This is a genomic window from Streptomyces sp. SolWspMP-5a-2, assembly GCF_900091845.1.
Taxonomy (GTDB): domain Bacteria; phylum Actinomycetota; class Actinomycetes; order Streptomycetales; family Streptomycetaceae; genus Streptomyces; species Streptomyces doudnae.
Genome location: NZ_FMCI01000336.1, coordinates 15,465 through 30,369 on the forward strand (window position 1 = coordinate 15,465; position 14,905 = coordinate 30,369).

Consider the following 14,905-nt stretch of genomic DNA (forward strand, 5'->3'; position numbering starts at 1 on the left):
GGTCGTGCTGCTCTGCTCGGTGCGGTGCGGTGCGTCCGTCCCCGGGACCGGCCCGGTCGCGCCCGCCCGCCCGCTCGGGTCGGGTCGAGCAAGGTCGAATCGGGTTGAATCAGTTTGAATCGGGTTGAGTCCGGTCTGGTCGAGTCGGGTCAGGTGTGTGTGACGACGGTGTCGGCGAGGACGGGCGCGTCGTCACGGTCCGCCGCGCCGACCTCCACCCGGACCGTGCCGCCGTCCGGCCGCCACATGCGGATGCGCAGCGTCTCGCCCGGCACGACCACCCCGGCGAACCGGGTGGCGTAGGAGCGCACCCGGGACGGATCGCCGTCCAGCAGGGTGTCGACGACCGCCTTGAGGGTCATGCCGTAGGTGCACAGCCCGTGCAGGATGGGCCGGTCGAAACCGGCGCGCTTCGCGAAGTCGGGGTCGGCGTGCAGCGGGTTCCAGTCGCCCGACAGACGGTAGAGCAGCGCCTGGTCCTCGCGCACGGTGCGCTCCACGGTGCGGTCGGGCGGTCCGCCGGGCGGGGCGAGCCGGGTGGCCGGGCCGCGGTCGCCGCCCCAGCCGCCCTCGCCGCGGACGAAGATCTGGGCGTCGTTGGTCCACAACGGGCCCTGCTCGTCGGCGACTTCGGTGCGCATGACGAGGACGGCCGCCTTCCCCTTGTCGTGGACGGCGGCGATCCGGCCGGTGGCGGTGGCGGCACCCTCGACCGGGATCGGGCGGTGCAGGGTGAGACTCTGACCGCCGTGCAGGACACGGGCGAGGTCGACGTCGACGCCCGGCATGGAGAGGCCGCTGATCACCCCGGGCGAGCCGCTGCCCGCGACGGTGGCGAAGCTCGGCAGGACGTGCAGCCGGGACTCCAGGGTGTAGCGGAGTTCGCCGGGGTCGGTCGCGGGCGTCCCGGCGCCGAGGCCGAGGTGGTACAGCAGGACGTCCTTGCGGGTCCAGGCGATCTCGCCGGTCCGGGGTTCGGCGGCGAGGGCCTTCGCTGCGTCGATGGGCATACGGCTCCTGACACTCACGGTGGTCGGACGCTTGAAGACCTCGGCGCGGCCGTCCGCACCGTCGGTCGCACCGAGGTCGCCACGGGCCGACCTAGAACGCGTTCCAGTCCGGCGCCCCCTGTATAGCCGAGCGCTCCCCACTTGTGAAGGCTGCTGACGCACCGTCAGCTCCCGTTCGGGTGGCCGGACACGGCCGGACGGCCGGTGCGCCGGGCGGGGGTCGGGGGCCGGAGCGCGGGGCCCGTGACATTTGTCCCGGCCGGGTCCGTACATCCGCATCTGCCGCGCCGGGCGCCCTGTTCCGTAGCGTCGACGGCAGGACAGAACGACCCGGGAGAGGCGTCCGGCCGGTGTGCGGCGGCCGGTGCGATGGTGGTGGCCCCCGCGGGTCCCGCAGGACCGCACGAACGGAGCGAGGACATGCCGAGCACCCGAGGACGCACCGACCGCCGGGCCCGGGAAGGCACCGACCGCACGGCCCTGGGACTCGCCGCACGGCTGGCCCGGGGAATCGGCGCCGGGCTGGCCCGGGGGCGCGCGGAGCGGTCCGCGCGGCGGGCGGCCATGCGGGCCGACATGCGGGCCTTCCGCGCGGCGCGCAAGCGGGCGCGGACCACCGGGGAGCAGGTCGACCCGGGGCCGCCGCCGACCGCGTTCTCGCTGCTGCCGTGGCTGCTGATGGGGCTGGGCGCCTTCTCCAACCTGTGGCAGGGCAAGACCCCGAACCCGTGGGTCGGCGCCATCGGCCTGCTGGTCTTCAACTCGCTCTACGTCTCCGTGGCCTTCCGCGCCTTCGACCGCAGGCGGCGCGAGGCGCCGTCGACCCGGTGGTGCCTGCTGGTGATGGGCCTGGTCACCTGCGCCCTGGCGATCGGCTACGGGGGAAGCTGGCTGTACTTCTTCCCGCTGCTCGGGCTCGCCACCGGCGCGGTCCTGCGCGGCCCGAACCTGGGGCGCGTCGGCCTCGCGCTGACCGCGCTCGCGGCGGTGGTCTCGGCGTACCGGGCGGGCTGGGACGCGGTGAACATCGCCTACGGCACGTTCCTCTCGACGATGGTGACGGCGGCGATCCTCTCCCTCTCCGAGGCCGTCCGCGAACTGCACGCGGCCCGCGAGAAGCTGGCCAGGCAGGCGGTGGAGAAGGAGCGGATGCGGTTCTCGCGCGATCTGCACGACCTGCTCGGGCACACCATGTCGGTGATCGTGGTGAAGTCGGAGGCGGCCAGGCGGCTCGCCCCGCGCGACCTGGACGCGGCCCTCGCCCAGATCACGGACATCGAGTCGGTGGGCAGGCAGGCGCTCACCGAGATCCGCGAGGCCGTCACCGGGTACCGGGAGGGCAGTCTCGCGACGGAGCTGGACTCGGCCTGTTCCGCGCTGCGCGCCGCCGGGGTGGAGCCGGAGGTGACCCGCTCGGGCGAGCCGCTCTCCCCGCAGTCCGAGGCGCTGCTCGGCTGGGTGGTGCGGGAGGCCGTCACCAACGTGGTCAGGCACAGCCGGGCAGCGCGCTGCGCGATCGCCCTGACCGGGCGGGCCGAACGGGTCCGGCTCACCGTCACGGACGACGGACCGGGCCCGGCACCCGCCGCATCCCCCGGCACACCCGGATCCCCCGACACACCCAGCACGTCCGATACGTCCGGATCATTCGCATCACCTGCATCACCCGCACCGTCTGGCACGCCCACCGCGTCCGAGACGCCGGGGAGGCCCCGCTCGTCCGGCGGCACCGGTCTCAAGGGGCTCTCCGAGCGGCTCGCGGCGGCGGGCGGTTCGCTGACGGCGGGCCCGGCGCCGGGCGGCGGTTTCACCGTCGTCGCCGAACTTCCGCTGGAGAGCGGCGACACCCCGGGGTCCGGGACGGCCGGGGAGCCCGGGACGGCCGGGGAGCCCGGGGCGGGCGGCCCCCTCGACTGACGTCGTCCGCGCGGGAAGTGACGCGGTCCCGGCGCCGGACGCGGCCTACCCTGATGACGTGAACGAGATGCCGCGGGAGCACCGGCCGAGGGGGAACGTGCGGGTCCTGCTCGCCGAGGACCAGGGAATGATGCGGGGCGCGCTCGCCCTGCTGCTCGGCATGGAACCGGACATCGAGGTCGTGGCCCGGCTCGGCCGGGGTGACACCATCGTGGACGCGGCGCTCACCCACCGTCCTGACGTCGCCCTGCTGGACATCGAACTGCCCGGCCTGAGCGGCCTGGACGCGGCGGCGCTGCTGCGCGACGAGGTCCCGGAGTGCCGGGTGCTGATCCTCACCACCTTCGGCCGCCCCGGGTACCTGCGCCGGGCGATGGAGGCCGGGGCCGCCGGTTTCCTGGTGAAGGACGGCCCGGTGGAGGAGCTGGCGGCCGCGATCCGCCGGGTCCTGACCGGGGAGACGGTGATCGACCCGGCGCTGGCCGCCGCCGCGCTCGCCGCGGGCCCCGATCCGCTCACGCCCCGCGAACGGGACGTCCTCGCCGCGTCGGCGGACGGCGCGACGGTCGCGGACGTCGCGGCGCGGCTGCACCTCTCCGAGTCGACGGTCCGCAACTACCTGTCGGCGGCGATCGGCAAGACGGGCACCCGCAACCGCACGGAGGCCCTGAGCGAGGCCCGCACCCGCGGCTGGCTGTGACCCGCGGACGGCCCCGGGCCCCCAGACATCAGACCCGCACCGCCGAACCGTCACCGTCGGGCCGACACCGACAGGCCGACGCCGACAGACCCGCACCGTCAGGCAGACGCCGACAGCCCGGTCCCGCCGAACCGGCACCGTCAGACAGACGCCGACAGCCCGGTCCCGCCGAACCGGCGCCGTCAGACCGATGCCGTCAGACCGATGCCGGTCGGCGTGGCAGCCACAGCGTCATCAGCACCACCCCGGCCAGCAGCACCCCCGCGCCGGTCCGGAACACCAGCGCGTACCCCTCCGTCAGTGCCTGGCCGGTGGTGGCGGACCCGGTGCGGGCCGCCGCGATCGTCGACATCACCGCGAGCCCGAGCGAACCCCCCATCGTGCGCGAGGTGTTGACGAGCCCGGAGACCAGCCCGGCCTCTCCGGGTGCCGCGCCCGAGGTGGCCAGCGCGGCGAGCGGGGTCGCCGTCAGCCCCGCGCCCAGCATCATCAGGATCCCGGGGAACATGATCTCGGTGAGGTAGTCGCCGCGCGGGGTCATCGCCGACTGCCAGGCGAACCCGCCCGCCGCGATCAGCGTGCCGGTCACCGCGACCGCGCGGGCGCCGAACCGGGGCAGGAAGCGGGGCGCCGACTTGGAGCCGAGCAGCACGGCGAGCGAGCTGGGTATCAGCGCGAGACCGGCCTCCAGCGGGCTGTAGCCGAGGACGTTCTGCGCGTACAGGGTCATGAAGTACCACATGCAGAACATCGCGGAGCCGTTGAGGAACATGGCCGCGTTGGCCGAGGACACCGCCCGCGCCCGGAAGAGCCCCAGCGGCATCAGCGGGGCCGCCGAACGGGCCTCGACCAGCAGGAAGAGGCCGATCAGGGCGAGCCCGGCGGCCAGCGGCAGCAGGGTGGCCGCCGCCGTCCAGCCCGCCGCCTCGGTCTGCGAGATGCCGTAGGCGAGGGTGGCGAGTCCGGCGGTGACCAGGACGGCGCCCGGCAGGTCGAGGCGGCGGCCGCCCCCGTTGCGGCTCTCCGGCAGCCAGCGCAGCGAGCAGACCAGCACCACGGCGCCGACGGGCACGTTGATGAGCAGGACCCAGCGCCAGGACAGGGCGTCGACCAGCAGTCCGCCGACGAGTCCACCGGCCGCGCCGCCGCCCGCGCCGACCGCGGTCCAGGTGGCTATGGCCCGCGCCCGCGCGGCGCCCTCCGGGACGGCGGCCGTGAGGAGCGTGAGCGTCGAGGGCGCGAGGACCGCGGCACCGAGCCCCTGCGCGGCCCGTGCGACGAGCAGTTCGGGGCCCTGCTGGGCGAGGCCGCCGCCCAGCGAGGCCAGCGTGAACAGGGCGAGCCCGACGAGGAACATCCGCTTGCGGCCGTAGAGGTCGCCCGCCCGGCCGCCGAGCAGCATGAATCCCGCGAAGGCGATGGCGTAGCCGTTCACCACCCACTGGAGTCCCTGGGCGTCCAGACCGAGGTCGGCGCGCATCGACGGCAGCGCCACGTTGACGACGGAGACGTCCAGGACGACGAGGAACTGGCCCGCGCAGGCGAGCGCGACGACGAGCCAGGTAGGGGGTGCGGTGCGGGTGGGTGGGCGGCGGGTGACGTCAGCGGCTTCGAGCATGACGGCCATGCTCCCACCGCCGCCGAGGCCCGCGGCAGAAGCCCCCGGTCGGGATCCACCGTCGAGACCCGCCGCCGAAAGCCCGCCGTAGAGGCCCGCGGTCGAGACCGGCCGCCTACGCCCGCCGCCAAGACCGGCCGCCTACGCCCACCGCCGAGGCCCGCCGTCCACACCCGCCGCCTACGCCCCCGCCGTCCCCGCCCGCCGCCGCGACCCGCCGTCTACGCCCGTCTGAGCAGGGTCACCACCGCCGCTCCGCCCAGGCCGATGTTGTGCGCGAGGCCCACCCGCGCGCCCGGTACCTGCCGTCCTCCCGCCCGGCCGCGCAGCTGCCAGGTCAGTTCGGCGATCTGCGCGAGGCCGGTCGCGCCCAGCGGGTGCCCCTTGGAGATCAGCCCGCCGGACGGGTTGACCACCCACCGCCCGCCGTACGTCGTCGCCCCGGACTCGGCGAGCCTGCCCGACTCCCCCGCGCCGCACATGCCCAGCGCCTCGTAGGTGAGCAGTTCGTTGACGGAGAAGCAGTCGTGGAGTTCGACGACGTCCACGTCCCCGATGCCGAGCCCGGCCGCCTCGTACGCCTGCCGGGCGGCCTCCCGTGACATCGGCTGTCCGACGACGTCGACGCAGGAGCCGGAGGCGAAGGACTCCCCGGTGTCGGTGGTCATCGCCTGCCCGGCGATCTCGACCAGCCCGGTGAGCCCGGTGCGGCGCGCGAACCGCCGGGAGACGACGACCGCGGCGGCGGCGCCGTCCGAGGTGGGCGAGCACTGGAGCCGGGTGAGCGGCCGGTGGACGGTCGGGGCGGCGAGCACCTCGGCGACCTCGTACACGTCCCGGAACTGCGCGTTCGGGTTCTGCGCCGAGTGCCGGTGGTTCTTGGCGGCGACGGCGGCGAGCTGCGCCTCGGTGGTGCCGTACCGCGCCATGTGCTCGCGGGCCGCGTCGCCGAAGATCTGCGCGGTGGGCGGGGTGGCCTCGAAGCCGTGCCGGGCGGCCATGATCCCGTAGTGCCTGGCGACCGGCGAGGTGGCGAAGTCGCCGCCGTCGGCGCCGCCGCCGAGGGAGCCCCGCTTCATCTTCTCGAAGCCGAGCGCGAGGACGCAGTCGGCGGCCCCGCCCTCGACGAGCTGCCGGGCCAGCGTCAGCGCGGTGGCACCGGTGGCGCAGTTGTTGTTCACGTTGTAGACGGGGACCCCGGTGAGACCCAGCTCATAGACGGCGCGCTGTCCGGCGGTGGAGGGCTGGAAGCAGTAGCCGACGGGAACCTGTTCCACCGACGTGTAGTCGATCCCGGCGTCCGCGAGCGCCGCGCTCCCCGCTTCCCTGGCCATGTCCCAGTACTGCCAGTCCCGGGTCTCGGGCTTCTCGAACCTGGTCATCCCGACCCCGGCCACATATGCCTTCATGGCGCGGAAGAGTAGAACACGTTCTATCCAGAGGCCAGGGCTCGCGCCCGGACTGACGGAACATCAGTTCTTCATGAGGCGGTCAAGAATCCATTAGGGGCCCGAAGCAACGGAATAGTTGCCCATGCATACGAGGTTTAGCCGGTACTCATCCCCACTGGAGGCCTCCACCCATGTCCCACACGACCAACGAACAGCCCGCCCGGGCAGCCAGCGGGGCCGTGGTCCCGGTGCTCGCCTTCGCGGGCATCGTTGTCGCGGTGATGCAGACCCTGCTCGTCCCGGTCATCAAGGACCTGCCGCAACTGCTGGACACCGCGCCCAGCAACGCGACCTGGGTCCTGACCTCGACCCTGCTCTCGGGCGCCGTCGCCACCCCGATCATGGGCCGCCTCGGCGACCTGTTCGGCAAGCGGCGCATGCTCATCCTCAGCCTCGCCGTGATGGTCGTCGGCGCGCTGGTCAGCGCCGTCACCAGCCAGCTCCTCCTGATGATCGTCGGCCGCAGCCTCCAGGGCTTCGCCATGGGCGCGATACCCCTCGGCATCGGCCTGATGCGCGACATGCTGCCGCGCGAGAAGCTCGGCTCGGCGATGGCCCTGATGAGCTCCTCGATCGGCGTCGGCGGCGGCCTCGCGCTGCCCCTCGCGGCCCTGGTCGCGCAGCACGCCGACTGGCACGCCCTGTTCTACGGCGCCGCCGGGCTCGGCGTCCTGTCCATCGTCCTCACCCTGCTCGTCGTGCCGGAGTCCCCGATGCGCGCCGAGGGCACCTTCGACGTGCTCGGCGCGATCGGGCTCTCCGTCGGCCTGGTCCTCTTCCTGCTGCCGATCACCAAGGGCAGCGACTGGGGCTGGACCTCCGGCACCACGCTCGGCCTGTTCGCCGCCGCCGCCGTCGTCCTGCTGCTCTGGGGCGTGATGGAGCTGCGGCTGAAGGCCCCGCTGGTCGACCTGCGCACCACCGCCCGCCCCGCGGTCCTCTTCACCAACCTCGCCTCGATCATGGTCGGCGTCTCCTTCTACGTCGTCTCCCTCGTCCTGCCGCAGCTCCTCCAGCTCCCGCGCTCCACCGGCTACGGGCTCGGCCAGTCGATGGTCTCCGCCGGTCTGCTGGTCGCGCCGCTCGGCCTGACGATGATGGTCACGGCGCCCGTCTACGCCCGGCTCTCCGCGAAGTACGGCCCCAAGGTCACCCTGATCATCGGCATGGTGATCATCGGGATCGGGTACGGCGCCGGTCTCGGCCTGATGAGCGCGGCCTGGCAGAGCCTGGTCATCGCCGTCGTCCTGGGCGCGGGCATCGGCCTCGCCTACTCCTCGCTCCCCGCCCTGATCATCGGTGCCGTCCCGGCCTCCGAGACCGGTGCGGCCAACGGCCTCAACACCCTGATGCGGTCCATCGGCACCTCGGTGTCGAGCGCCGTCATCGGCATGGTGCTGGCCAACACCGCGCACCACGCCGGGGGCGTCGCGATCCCGACCATGCACGGCTTCCGGGTCTCCTTCCTGATCGCGACCTGCGCGGTGGCGGTCGGCCTGCTGATGGCCCTGTTCCTGCCGGGCCGCCGCCCCGCGGGCCACACCCAGCTGCGCGCCAGCAGCGAGGAGGACGCCAACCTGAGGCGCGCCGAGGAGGCGCTCGGCGGCTTCCGCGGCCGGGTGCTGGCCGCGGACGGCGCCCCCGTCGCCCGCGCCAAGGTGACCCTGATCGACCACCGCGGCCGGCAGGCGGGCGCCACCCTCTCCTCCGAGGACGGCTCCTACCGCCTGCTGGTGCCGGCCGAGGGCGCGTACGTCCTCGCGGCCCGCGCCCTGGGCCACGGCCCGCTCGCCTCGTCGGCGACCCACGCGGGCGACGAGCGCCCGGTGGACGTGGACCTGCCCCTCCCCGCCACGACCCCCACCCCGACCCACTGACCCCGGGAGGTGGCGGGGAGGCTCCCGTCACCTCACCTCACCGACGCACACGAACTCCCCGTCCGGACCCGCGGCGCACGAACGCGGCGACCGGGCGGGGAGTTCCCGTAGGACGACGGATGCCGGGGCCGGGGGGCGGTGGCAGGTGCACGGAATGCCAAGTCATCCGCCACTCGCTGCTGACGACACCCCGTCCGGCCTGCCGCATCCTGGATCCACCGCCGGGGACGCGCCGTGCGCGGGCCCGGTCCGCACCCCCTGTCCAACGGGGGTCAGGGGGTGCGGCAGCATGGTGCGGGAGCAGCGTTGCGACCCCGTCCCGAGAGGCAGCACCATGACCGCGGCACCCCCGCCGGACCTCCTCGCCGCGTTCGAGGCGGCCAAGGGCTTCATGCCCCTCGACGAGGGGCTCGCGCTGTACGCGGCGGCCGTCGAGGCCGGGCGGCTGGGCCTGCCGCTCCTGGAGGTCGGCACCTACTGCGGGCGCTCCACGCTCCTGCTCGCGGACGCGGCCCGGCGGTCCGGGGTCACCGCGGTGACGGTCGACCACCACCGGGGCAGCGAGGAGCAGCAGCCCGGCTGGGACTACCACGACCCGGGGACGGTCGACCCGGAGCTGGGCGTGATGGACACCCTGCCGGCCTTCCGCCGGACCCTGCACCGGGCCGGTCTGGAGGAGCACGTGGTCGCGCTGGTCGGCCGTTCGCCGCAGGTCGCGGCGCTGTGGAACACCCCGCTCGGCCTCGTCTTCGTCGACGGCGGCCACACCGACGAGCACGCGGGCGCCGACTACGAGGGCTGGGTGCCCCATCTGGCGCCGGGCGGTCTGCTGCTCATCCACGACGTCTTCCCCGAGCCCGAGGACGAGTTCACCGGCCAGGCCCCGTACCGCGTCTATCTGCGGGCCCTGGCGTCCGGGGCGTTCGAGGAGGTGTCGGCCACCGACTCGCTGCGCGTCCTGCGGCGAACGCGGGCGGCGGACCGGGGGCGCGGTTAGAGTCGCAGACGTGTCCTACCCCGGCCCGGACCTCGATCCCTCCAAGACCCGCCGCCGTCGCCCCCGCGCCCGGACCGTCGCGCTCGCCGCGCTGGTGCCCGGCGCCCTGGTCGGCTGGCTCGTGTACCAGGCGGTGGGCGCCCCCGGCGGACCGGACGGGGCGGCCGAGCCGTCGTCGTCGACCGCCGGCGCCCCGGCGCCCACCGGCTCCGCCCCCACCGCCGCCTCCACGACCGCCGCGGGCGACGACGCCAAGAAGCCCGGGGGCGCCACGGCGGGCCCCGCCGACGGTCCGCTCCGCGGCAAGGTCGTCGTCGTCGACCCGGGCCACAACCCCGACAACTTCCAGCACACGGCCGAGATCAACCGCAAGGTGGACATCGGCACCAACTGGAAGGAGTGCGACACCACCGGCACCTCCACCGACGACGGGTACGCGGAGGCGCGGTTCACCCTGGACGTCGCGCGGCGGCTGCGCACGCTGCTGGAGGAGCAGGGCGCCACGGTCCGCTTCACCCAGGACGGCGACCGCCCGTGGGGGCCGTGCGTGGACGAGCGCGCGCGGATCGGCAACGAGGCGCACGCCGACGCGGCGATCTCCATCCACGCGGACGGCGCCCCGGTCGGCGACCGCGGCTTCCACGTCATCCTCCCGGCGTCGGTGCACTCCGGCGCCGCGGACACCCGCCCGATCCTCACCGCCTCCACCGACCTCGGCGAGCGGATCGCGGGCACCTTCGTCCGGGTCACGGGCAGCGCGCCCGCCAACTACGTCGGCGACGGCACCGGGCTCGTCACGCGTGAGGACCTGGGCGGTCTCAATCTGTCAACGGTTCCCAAGGTGTTCATCGAGTGCGGCAACATGCGCGATAGCAAGGACGCGGCACTCCTCACCAGTTCCGGGTGGCGGCAGAAGGCCGCGCGGGGCATCTCTGAGGGAATCGTGAGTTTCCTGCACGGTTCGTGATCAGAGCGCGGAACCCGGCGGACACCCGGACCGGTGGGACGATAGTGTCTACCGACGACGAGACGACCTACGAAGGACCTGAAGTGAATATCCGCTCCCTCACTCGAGGCGACGGCGTGGTGATCGGGGCAGCGGTCGTGCTGTTCATCGCGTCCTTCCTCGATCTGGCAAGTTGCAGCGGCAGTTACTGCAACGGCGTCGACCTCCCGAACGCGTGGGACAACCTCGGGCTCGGTATCGGTGTCTACTTGGCCGGTGTCATCGGGGGTGCGGTCGTCGTGGTCGCGCGGTCGCTGCCGCAGCCCCTCAAGGTGGCCGGTCTCGACCTGGGCACCGTCGCCGTCGGCGTGACCGTCTCCACGGCCTGGGTGCTCCTGTGGACGCTCATCGACCACAACTCCGGCGCGGGCGTGATCCTCGGCTTCTTCGCCGCCCTGGTGCTGGCCGGTGCCGCCGTGGCGACGCCGCTGGTGCCCGCGCTCCGGGTCGGCCTGGTGCCCGCGCAGGGTCCGGCCGCGCCGCAGCCCTACGGTGCGCAGCCGCCCGCCGGTTACGGCTACCCGGGCGCCCCGCAGCAGCCGTACGGCGGTCAGCAGCAGCCGGGCCAGCCCTACGCCGGTGCCCAGCCGCAGACCGCGCCGCAGCCGCAGGGCCAGGCGCCGCAGCCCGCCGGGGACTTCTCGCCGTTCTGGTTCGCCGTGCCGGTGACCCGTCCGCTCTTCGCCGAGGACAACGCGTCCTCGCAGATCGCCGAACTGGCCCCGGGCACCTGGTACCTGGCGGTGGAGCAGCGCGGCCAGAACCTGGTCGCCCAGACCCAGGACGGCCGCCGGGGCGTCCTCCAGGACACGTCGGGCATCCAGCGCGGCTGACGCCGTCCACTCGCACACGGCAGTGGCCCCCTCCCTCTCAGGGCGGGGGCCACTGCCGTGTCACGTCCGAACCAGCCTTGGGGGCCGGGGAGTTCGGCTCAGCCGAGTGCCTTCACGGTGCGCCAGTCCTGGGTGAGCACGGTCTTGACGGGCGCGTTGGTGTTGGTCCTCGACGGGTGGTAGATCCGCATGGTCCCGTCGGCCCCGGCACGGGCCCAGATATCGGGGACGCCGTCCTTGTTGACGTCCGGGATGCCGAGCGCCGTGCTGATGGCGGCCTCGGTCCAGGCGGTGCCGTAGGCGACGTCGCCGTTCAGTGAACCGGACGCCAGTTTCAGGGAGTCCAGGTCGACGCTGCCCGCGGCGGAGCCGGGCTTGCCGTGTCTGACGTACACGTTGCCGTTGTCGAGGTTGCGCCAGAGCAGGTCGGGGGTCTTGTCCCCGTTGATGTCCGCGACGTTGACGATGTCCCGGCGGGCCCAGGCGTCACTGTTCATGACGGTCGCGGACCGGAACGCTCCGCCGGTGTAGCCCGACAGCGTCCAGAAGGCGGGGCCCGCGCGCAGCACCAGGTCGGGCAGGCCGTCACCGGTGATGTCGCCGACGGCCTTGATCTGGGTCCAGGTGGAGGGGGCGGGCGCGTTCGCGGGCAGCAGCACCTTCAGGCGCCGGTCCACGTCGAAGCTGCCGTAGCCGTCGCCCGGGTAGAGCCAGAAGGCGCCGTCCGGGGAGACCGCGAACAGGTCGGTCACACCGTCGCCCGGGTAGGCGTCCCCGTAGTGGGTGATCAGGGCGGACTTCTTGGTGGCCGGGTCGTACCAGTGCTCGGCCGTTTTCAGTGTGCCGCGGGTGGAGTACGCGGCGTCCAGGCAAGCGTTGAGTTCGCCCTCGACGCTGCCCGCGCAGTTGATCAGCTTGCCGCTCGCGTCCACGACGATCAGATCGGGCAGGTCGTCGCCGTTGGTGTCGCCGGGTCCGTCGGCGGCCTTCTGCGGCGGCACGTAGAAGGCGTAGTCGGTGACCTTGCTCTTGTTGCCGACCGCGTCGAAGGCGTAGACGTTCAGCATGTTGGGGCCCGCGTGCGGCGGCTTCAGCGCGGTGACGGTGGCGGCGCCGTCGGTCGCCGCCCTGTCCGTCCAGTCGTTCCCGTCCACGGCGTACTGGAACTTCGCGGCGCCCTCGGACCTGAAGGTGACCGCGCCGGTCTTGCCGAACGGCTTCTCGGACCAGGTCATGCCGTCGTCGGTGGCCTCGGGGAAGTCGTCGCTCTCCACGGTGGGCGGCGGCGGTGCGGAGCCGTCGACGGTGAGCCGGCAGCGGTTGCCGCTGGTCGGGTAGTACGCGGAGGTGAGGCTGCCGTCCTCGGCGCGCACGTCCCAGTAGTAGAGCCCCTTGTCGACGAGGCTGCTGGACGCGATGGTCCGGGTGGCCTTGCCGCCGCTCAGGCTGGTGACGAGGGTGCCGGCCGGGGTCGCGTCGCCCGCCTTCCAGAAGCGGAAGCGCAGTCCCTTGAGGTTGCCGTCGGGGTCGGTGGCCTTCGCCGACAGGACGACGTTGCCCTTGCCGACGGTGGCGCCCGCCGTGCTGGTGTTGCAGGTGCCGCCGGGAGCGCTGGAGACGGCGGTGGGCGTGGTGGGCGCCCGGTTGTAGGAGACTTCGAGGACCGCCGAGGTCGCCCTGAACTTCCGCCAGGTCTGGGTGTCGCCCTCGCTGGTCGCCCGCATCCCGAAGGTGATGTTCGACCAGCCGCTGTCCGCGCCCTTCTGCGCGGCGGTCTTCACGTTGAAGTCCTCGTAGTCGTCGGGGCAACCGGACGACGACCAGCCGTGCGCGAACGACTGCCTGGCGACCTCGGTCGACCAGCTCGGCTGTTTGTTCCAGGTGGTGCCGGAGGAGATCGCGCCGGTCTGCCAGAGCTGGAACTCGCGCTTCGTGCACGACCAGGAGTGGTTGTTCAGCACCTTGAAGCGCGCCGATTCGATCTTCGCGCCCTTCAGACTGCTGCTGTAGTTCATCCGCCAGAAGGAGCGGGCCGTGCCGCCGGTGTCGTTCTCGTGTCCGACGCGGGCGTCCGAGGTGCCCGAGCTGAAGTTGGTGCCGTTCCAGAAGCTCGTGTTGGGGTACGGCTTGTAGGCCACGGTCCATGCCTGCCAGCCGGGGTTGAGCGACGGGTCGACGAAGACCGGGAAGACCGCATCGGGGTCGCCGAGCAGACCGGTCTCACCGACCGCCACCTCGATGCGGGCGGCGCTCGTCCCGTCCCCCTCCAGTCCCATCGGGGCCGGGGCCTGCCGGGCGCCGGGCTCGGCTCCGCTCAGCCCGGACAGGCCGAGCACCTCGCCGGGGGTGCCGGTCGAGGTCGCCGGCTCCTCGTCCGGGGGGAGTTCGGGGTCCACGCCGCTGGAGTCCCAGACGAACGGGGTCGGTACCGAGCCGACCTCCTCACCGGTGTCGTCCAGCACCTGTACGCGGCCAGCCTTCTCGTCGTACCGGAAGGTCGCCGTGGAGGACTTCAGTCCGTACGTCATGGTGGTGAGCGCGGGGTTGCGCGCGGCCTCCCGGTCCTTGACGACGAGGAGTTGGGCGAAGCCGCCCTCCTCCCGCGCCACCAGCAACAGGTCGACGCCGGGCAGCACCTCCGAGTAGAGGGCGCGCGGTCCGTCGAGCACCGGTGCGGGAAGCTCACCGGGCCAGGTGTAGACGACGTGGTGGCCGTGCAGGACGGTCTTCGCCAACACGGTCTCGGTGACGGTCGCCAACTGAGGCCGCGCCTGCGCCCGGGAGGCGCGGGCCCCGGCCGTGCCCGCCGAGAACTCCAGCGGGACGGCCGGGGCGGCGGGCCGCACCACGCCGTCTTCGCGGCGCAGCCGGTTGTCGATCCTGACCCAGGCGCCCTCGGCGTTCTTCACCCGCTGCGGCAGCGCGTGCATCCGGGTGCGCAGGGTGCCGTCGGGGTCGGCCCAGGTCATGACGGTGGCGGTGGTCTCCGTGTCGACGACCACCTGCTTGCCGGTGCGCCCGGCCTCGGCCGCGGCGGCGGACGCGTCGCGGGGTTCCGTGGCCGCTCTCCGGGCCTCGGTCGCCTTGCGCGCGGCGGGAGTTGACGGGTCGTCGGCGTGCCACCAGGGCAGCAGCGAAGCAGTCAGCGCGGCCAGGACCAGGCCGAGCGTGAGGGTCAGCCGGGTGCGCGTGCGCACGAAGGGACTGAGAAAACGGGGCGGCGCGGACACGGCGGTCTACTCCCCTGCGATCCAGGCGGGTGAGGACATGGGCGCGCACACCATCACATGCCCCACACGGACCGTCCACACATGAGGATTTTATGAATTCGTGATCATCGCTTGGTCACCCCTTGACTACAGCGCGTGGATGTCGATCATGCGGCTTTTGACCTCCACTTGTGTGCACATGCGAACTGATTTTCAGTGACTTCCGGCATTTTTCTACCGCACGAGCGGATTCACCAGATAAATCGCGTGACGGACCTCTCAAAGGG

General features: G+C 73.1%; 10 protein-coding genes. 6 read left to right on the forward strand and 4 right to left on the reverse strand.

What is annotated here, in order from left to right; translation table 11 throughout:
* Nucleotides 1–149: 149 nt before the first annotated feature.
* Nucleotides 150–1,010, reverse strand: a complete 861-nt coding sequence (locus GA0115242_RS33250) for a MaoC/PaaZ C-terminal domain-containing protein (RefSeq protein ID WP_093835175.1) — start codon at nucleotides 1,008–1,010, stop codon at nucleotides 150–152.
* Nucleotides 1,011–1,574: 564 nt separating this feature from the next.
* Between GA0115242_RS33250 and GA0115242_RS33255 the strand changes: the two genes are divergently transcribed.
* Together GA0115242_RS33255 and GA0115242_RS33260 are read left to right on the forward strand one after the other, a co-directional pair.
* Nucleotides 1,575–2,927 (forward strand): sensor histidine kinase, encoded by a 1,353-nt coding sequence (locus GA0115242_RS33255; protein WP_107461555.1) that lies wholly within the window; start codon nucleotides 1,575–1,577, stop codon nucleotides 2,925–2,927.
* 67 nt (nucleotides 2,928–2,994) lie between these two features.
* A complete protein-coding gene (locus GA0115242_RS33260; protein ID WP_093835212.1) occupies nucleotides 2,995–3,627 on the forward strand; it encodes a response regulator transcription factor in 633 nt (210 codons plus the stop codon).
* 196 nt (nucleotides 3,628–3,823) lie between these two features.
* Here the strand turns inward: GA0115242_RS33260 and GA0115242_RS33265 are convergent, their stop codons facing one another.
* Both GA0115242_RS33265 and GA0115242_RS33270 read right to left on the reverse strand, forming a co-directional pair.
* On the reverse strand, nucleotides 3,824–5,254 hold the full coding sequence (locus tag GA0115242_RS33265; RefSeq protein ID WP_370672340.1) for an MFS transporter: 1,431 nt from the start codon (nucleotides 5,252–5,254) through the stop codon (nucleotides 3,824–3,826).
* A gap of 212 nt (nucleotides 5,255–5,466) precedes the next feature.
* Nucleotides 5,467–6,654 carry a lipid-transfer protein gene (locus tag GA0115242_RS33270; protein ID WP_093835179.1) on the reverse strand — a complete coding sequence of 396 codons (1,188 nt, stop codon included), beginning with the start codon at nucleotides 6,652–6,654 and terminating at the stop codon, nucleotides 5,467–5,469.
* Nucleotides 6,655–6,827: 173 nt separating this feature from the next.
* Between GA0115242_RS33270 and GA0115242_RS33275 the strand changes: the two genes are divergently transcribed.
* The 4 genes from GA0115242_RS33275 (at nucleotide 6,828) to GA0115242_RS33290 (ending at nucleotide 11,409) form a co-directional block, all read left to right on the forward strand.
* On the forward strand, nucleotides 6,828–8,573 hold the full coding sequence (locus GA0115242_RS33275) for an MFS transporter (RefSeq protein ID WP_093835181.1): 1,746 nt from the start codon (nucleotides 6,828–6,830) through the stop codon (nucleotides 8,571–8,573).
* A 334-nt stretch (nucleotides 8,574–8,907) separates the two neighbouring features.
* Nucleotides 8,908–9,570, forward strand: a complete 663-nt coding sequence (locus GA0115242_RS33280) for a class I SAM-dependent methyltransferase (RefSeq protein WP_161353407.1) — start codon at nucleotides 8,908–8,910, stop codon at nucleotides 9,568–9,570.
* A 10-nt stretch (nucleotides 9,571–9,580) separates the two neighbouring features.
* On the forward strand, nucleotides 9,581–10,537 hold the full coding sequence (locus tag GA0115242_RS33285; protein WP_093835185.1) for an N-acetylmuramoyl-L-alanine amidase: 957 nt from the start codon (nucleotides 9,581–9,583) through the stop codon (nucleotides 10,535–10,537).
* A gap of 83 nt (nucleotides 10,538–10,620) precedes the next feature.
* On the forward strand, nucleotides 10,621–11,409 hold the full coding sequence (locus GA0115242_RS33290; protein ID WP_176729958.1) for a DUF5336 domain-containing protein: 789 nt from the start codon (nucleotides 10,621–10,623) through the stop codon (nucleotides 11,407–11,409).
* Between the two features lie 98 nt (nucleotides 11,410–11,507).
* On the opposite strand, the gene GA0115242_RS33295 is transcribed toward GA0115242_RS33290, so the two are convergent.
* The gene (locus GA0115242_RS33295) at nucleotides 11,508–14,606 is read right to left on the reverse strand and encodes a DNRLRE domain-containing protein (protein ID WP_256089816.1); all 3,099 of its coding nucleotides are present in this window, start codon (nucleotides 14,604–14,606) and stop codon (nucleotides 11,508–11,510) included.
* Between the last annotated feature and the right edge of the window lie 299 nt (nucleotides 14,607–14,905).

What these genes read in the sequence shown, in the direction of transcription:
- GA0115242_RS33250 (WP_093835175.1), bottom strand. Translation starts at nt 1,010, where the DNA reads ATGCCCATCGACGCAGCGAAGGCCCTCGCCGCCGAACCCCGGACCGGC.
- GA0115242_RS33255 (WP_107461555.1), top strand. Translation starts at nt 1,575, where the DNA reads ATGCGGGCCGACATGCGGGCCTTCCGCGCGGCGCGCAAGCGGGCGCGG.
- GA0115242_RS33260 (WP_093835212.1), top strand. Translation starts at nt 2,995, where the DNA reads ATGCCGCGGGAGCACCGGCCGAGGGGGAACGTGCGGGTCCTGCTCGCC.
- GA0115242_RS33265 (WP_370672340.1), bottom strand. Translation starts at nt 5,254, where the DNA reads ATGGCCGTCATGCTCGAAGCCGCTGACGTCACCCGCCGCCCACCCACC.
- GA0115242_RS33270 (WP_093835179.1), bottom strand. Translation starts at nt 6,654, where the DNA reads ATGAAGGCATATGTGGCCGGGGTCGGGATGACCAGGTTCGAGAAGCCC.
- GA0115242_RS33275 (WP_093835181.1), top strand. Translation starts at nt 6,828, where the DNA reads ATGTCCCACACGACCAACGAACAGCCCGCCCGGGCAGCCAGCGGGGCC.
- GA0115242_RS33280 (WP_161353407.1), top strand. Translation starts at nt 8,908, where the DNA reads ATGACCGCGGCACCCCCGCCGGACCTCCTCGCCGCGTTCGAGGCGGCC.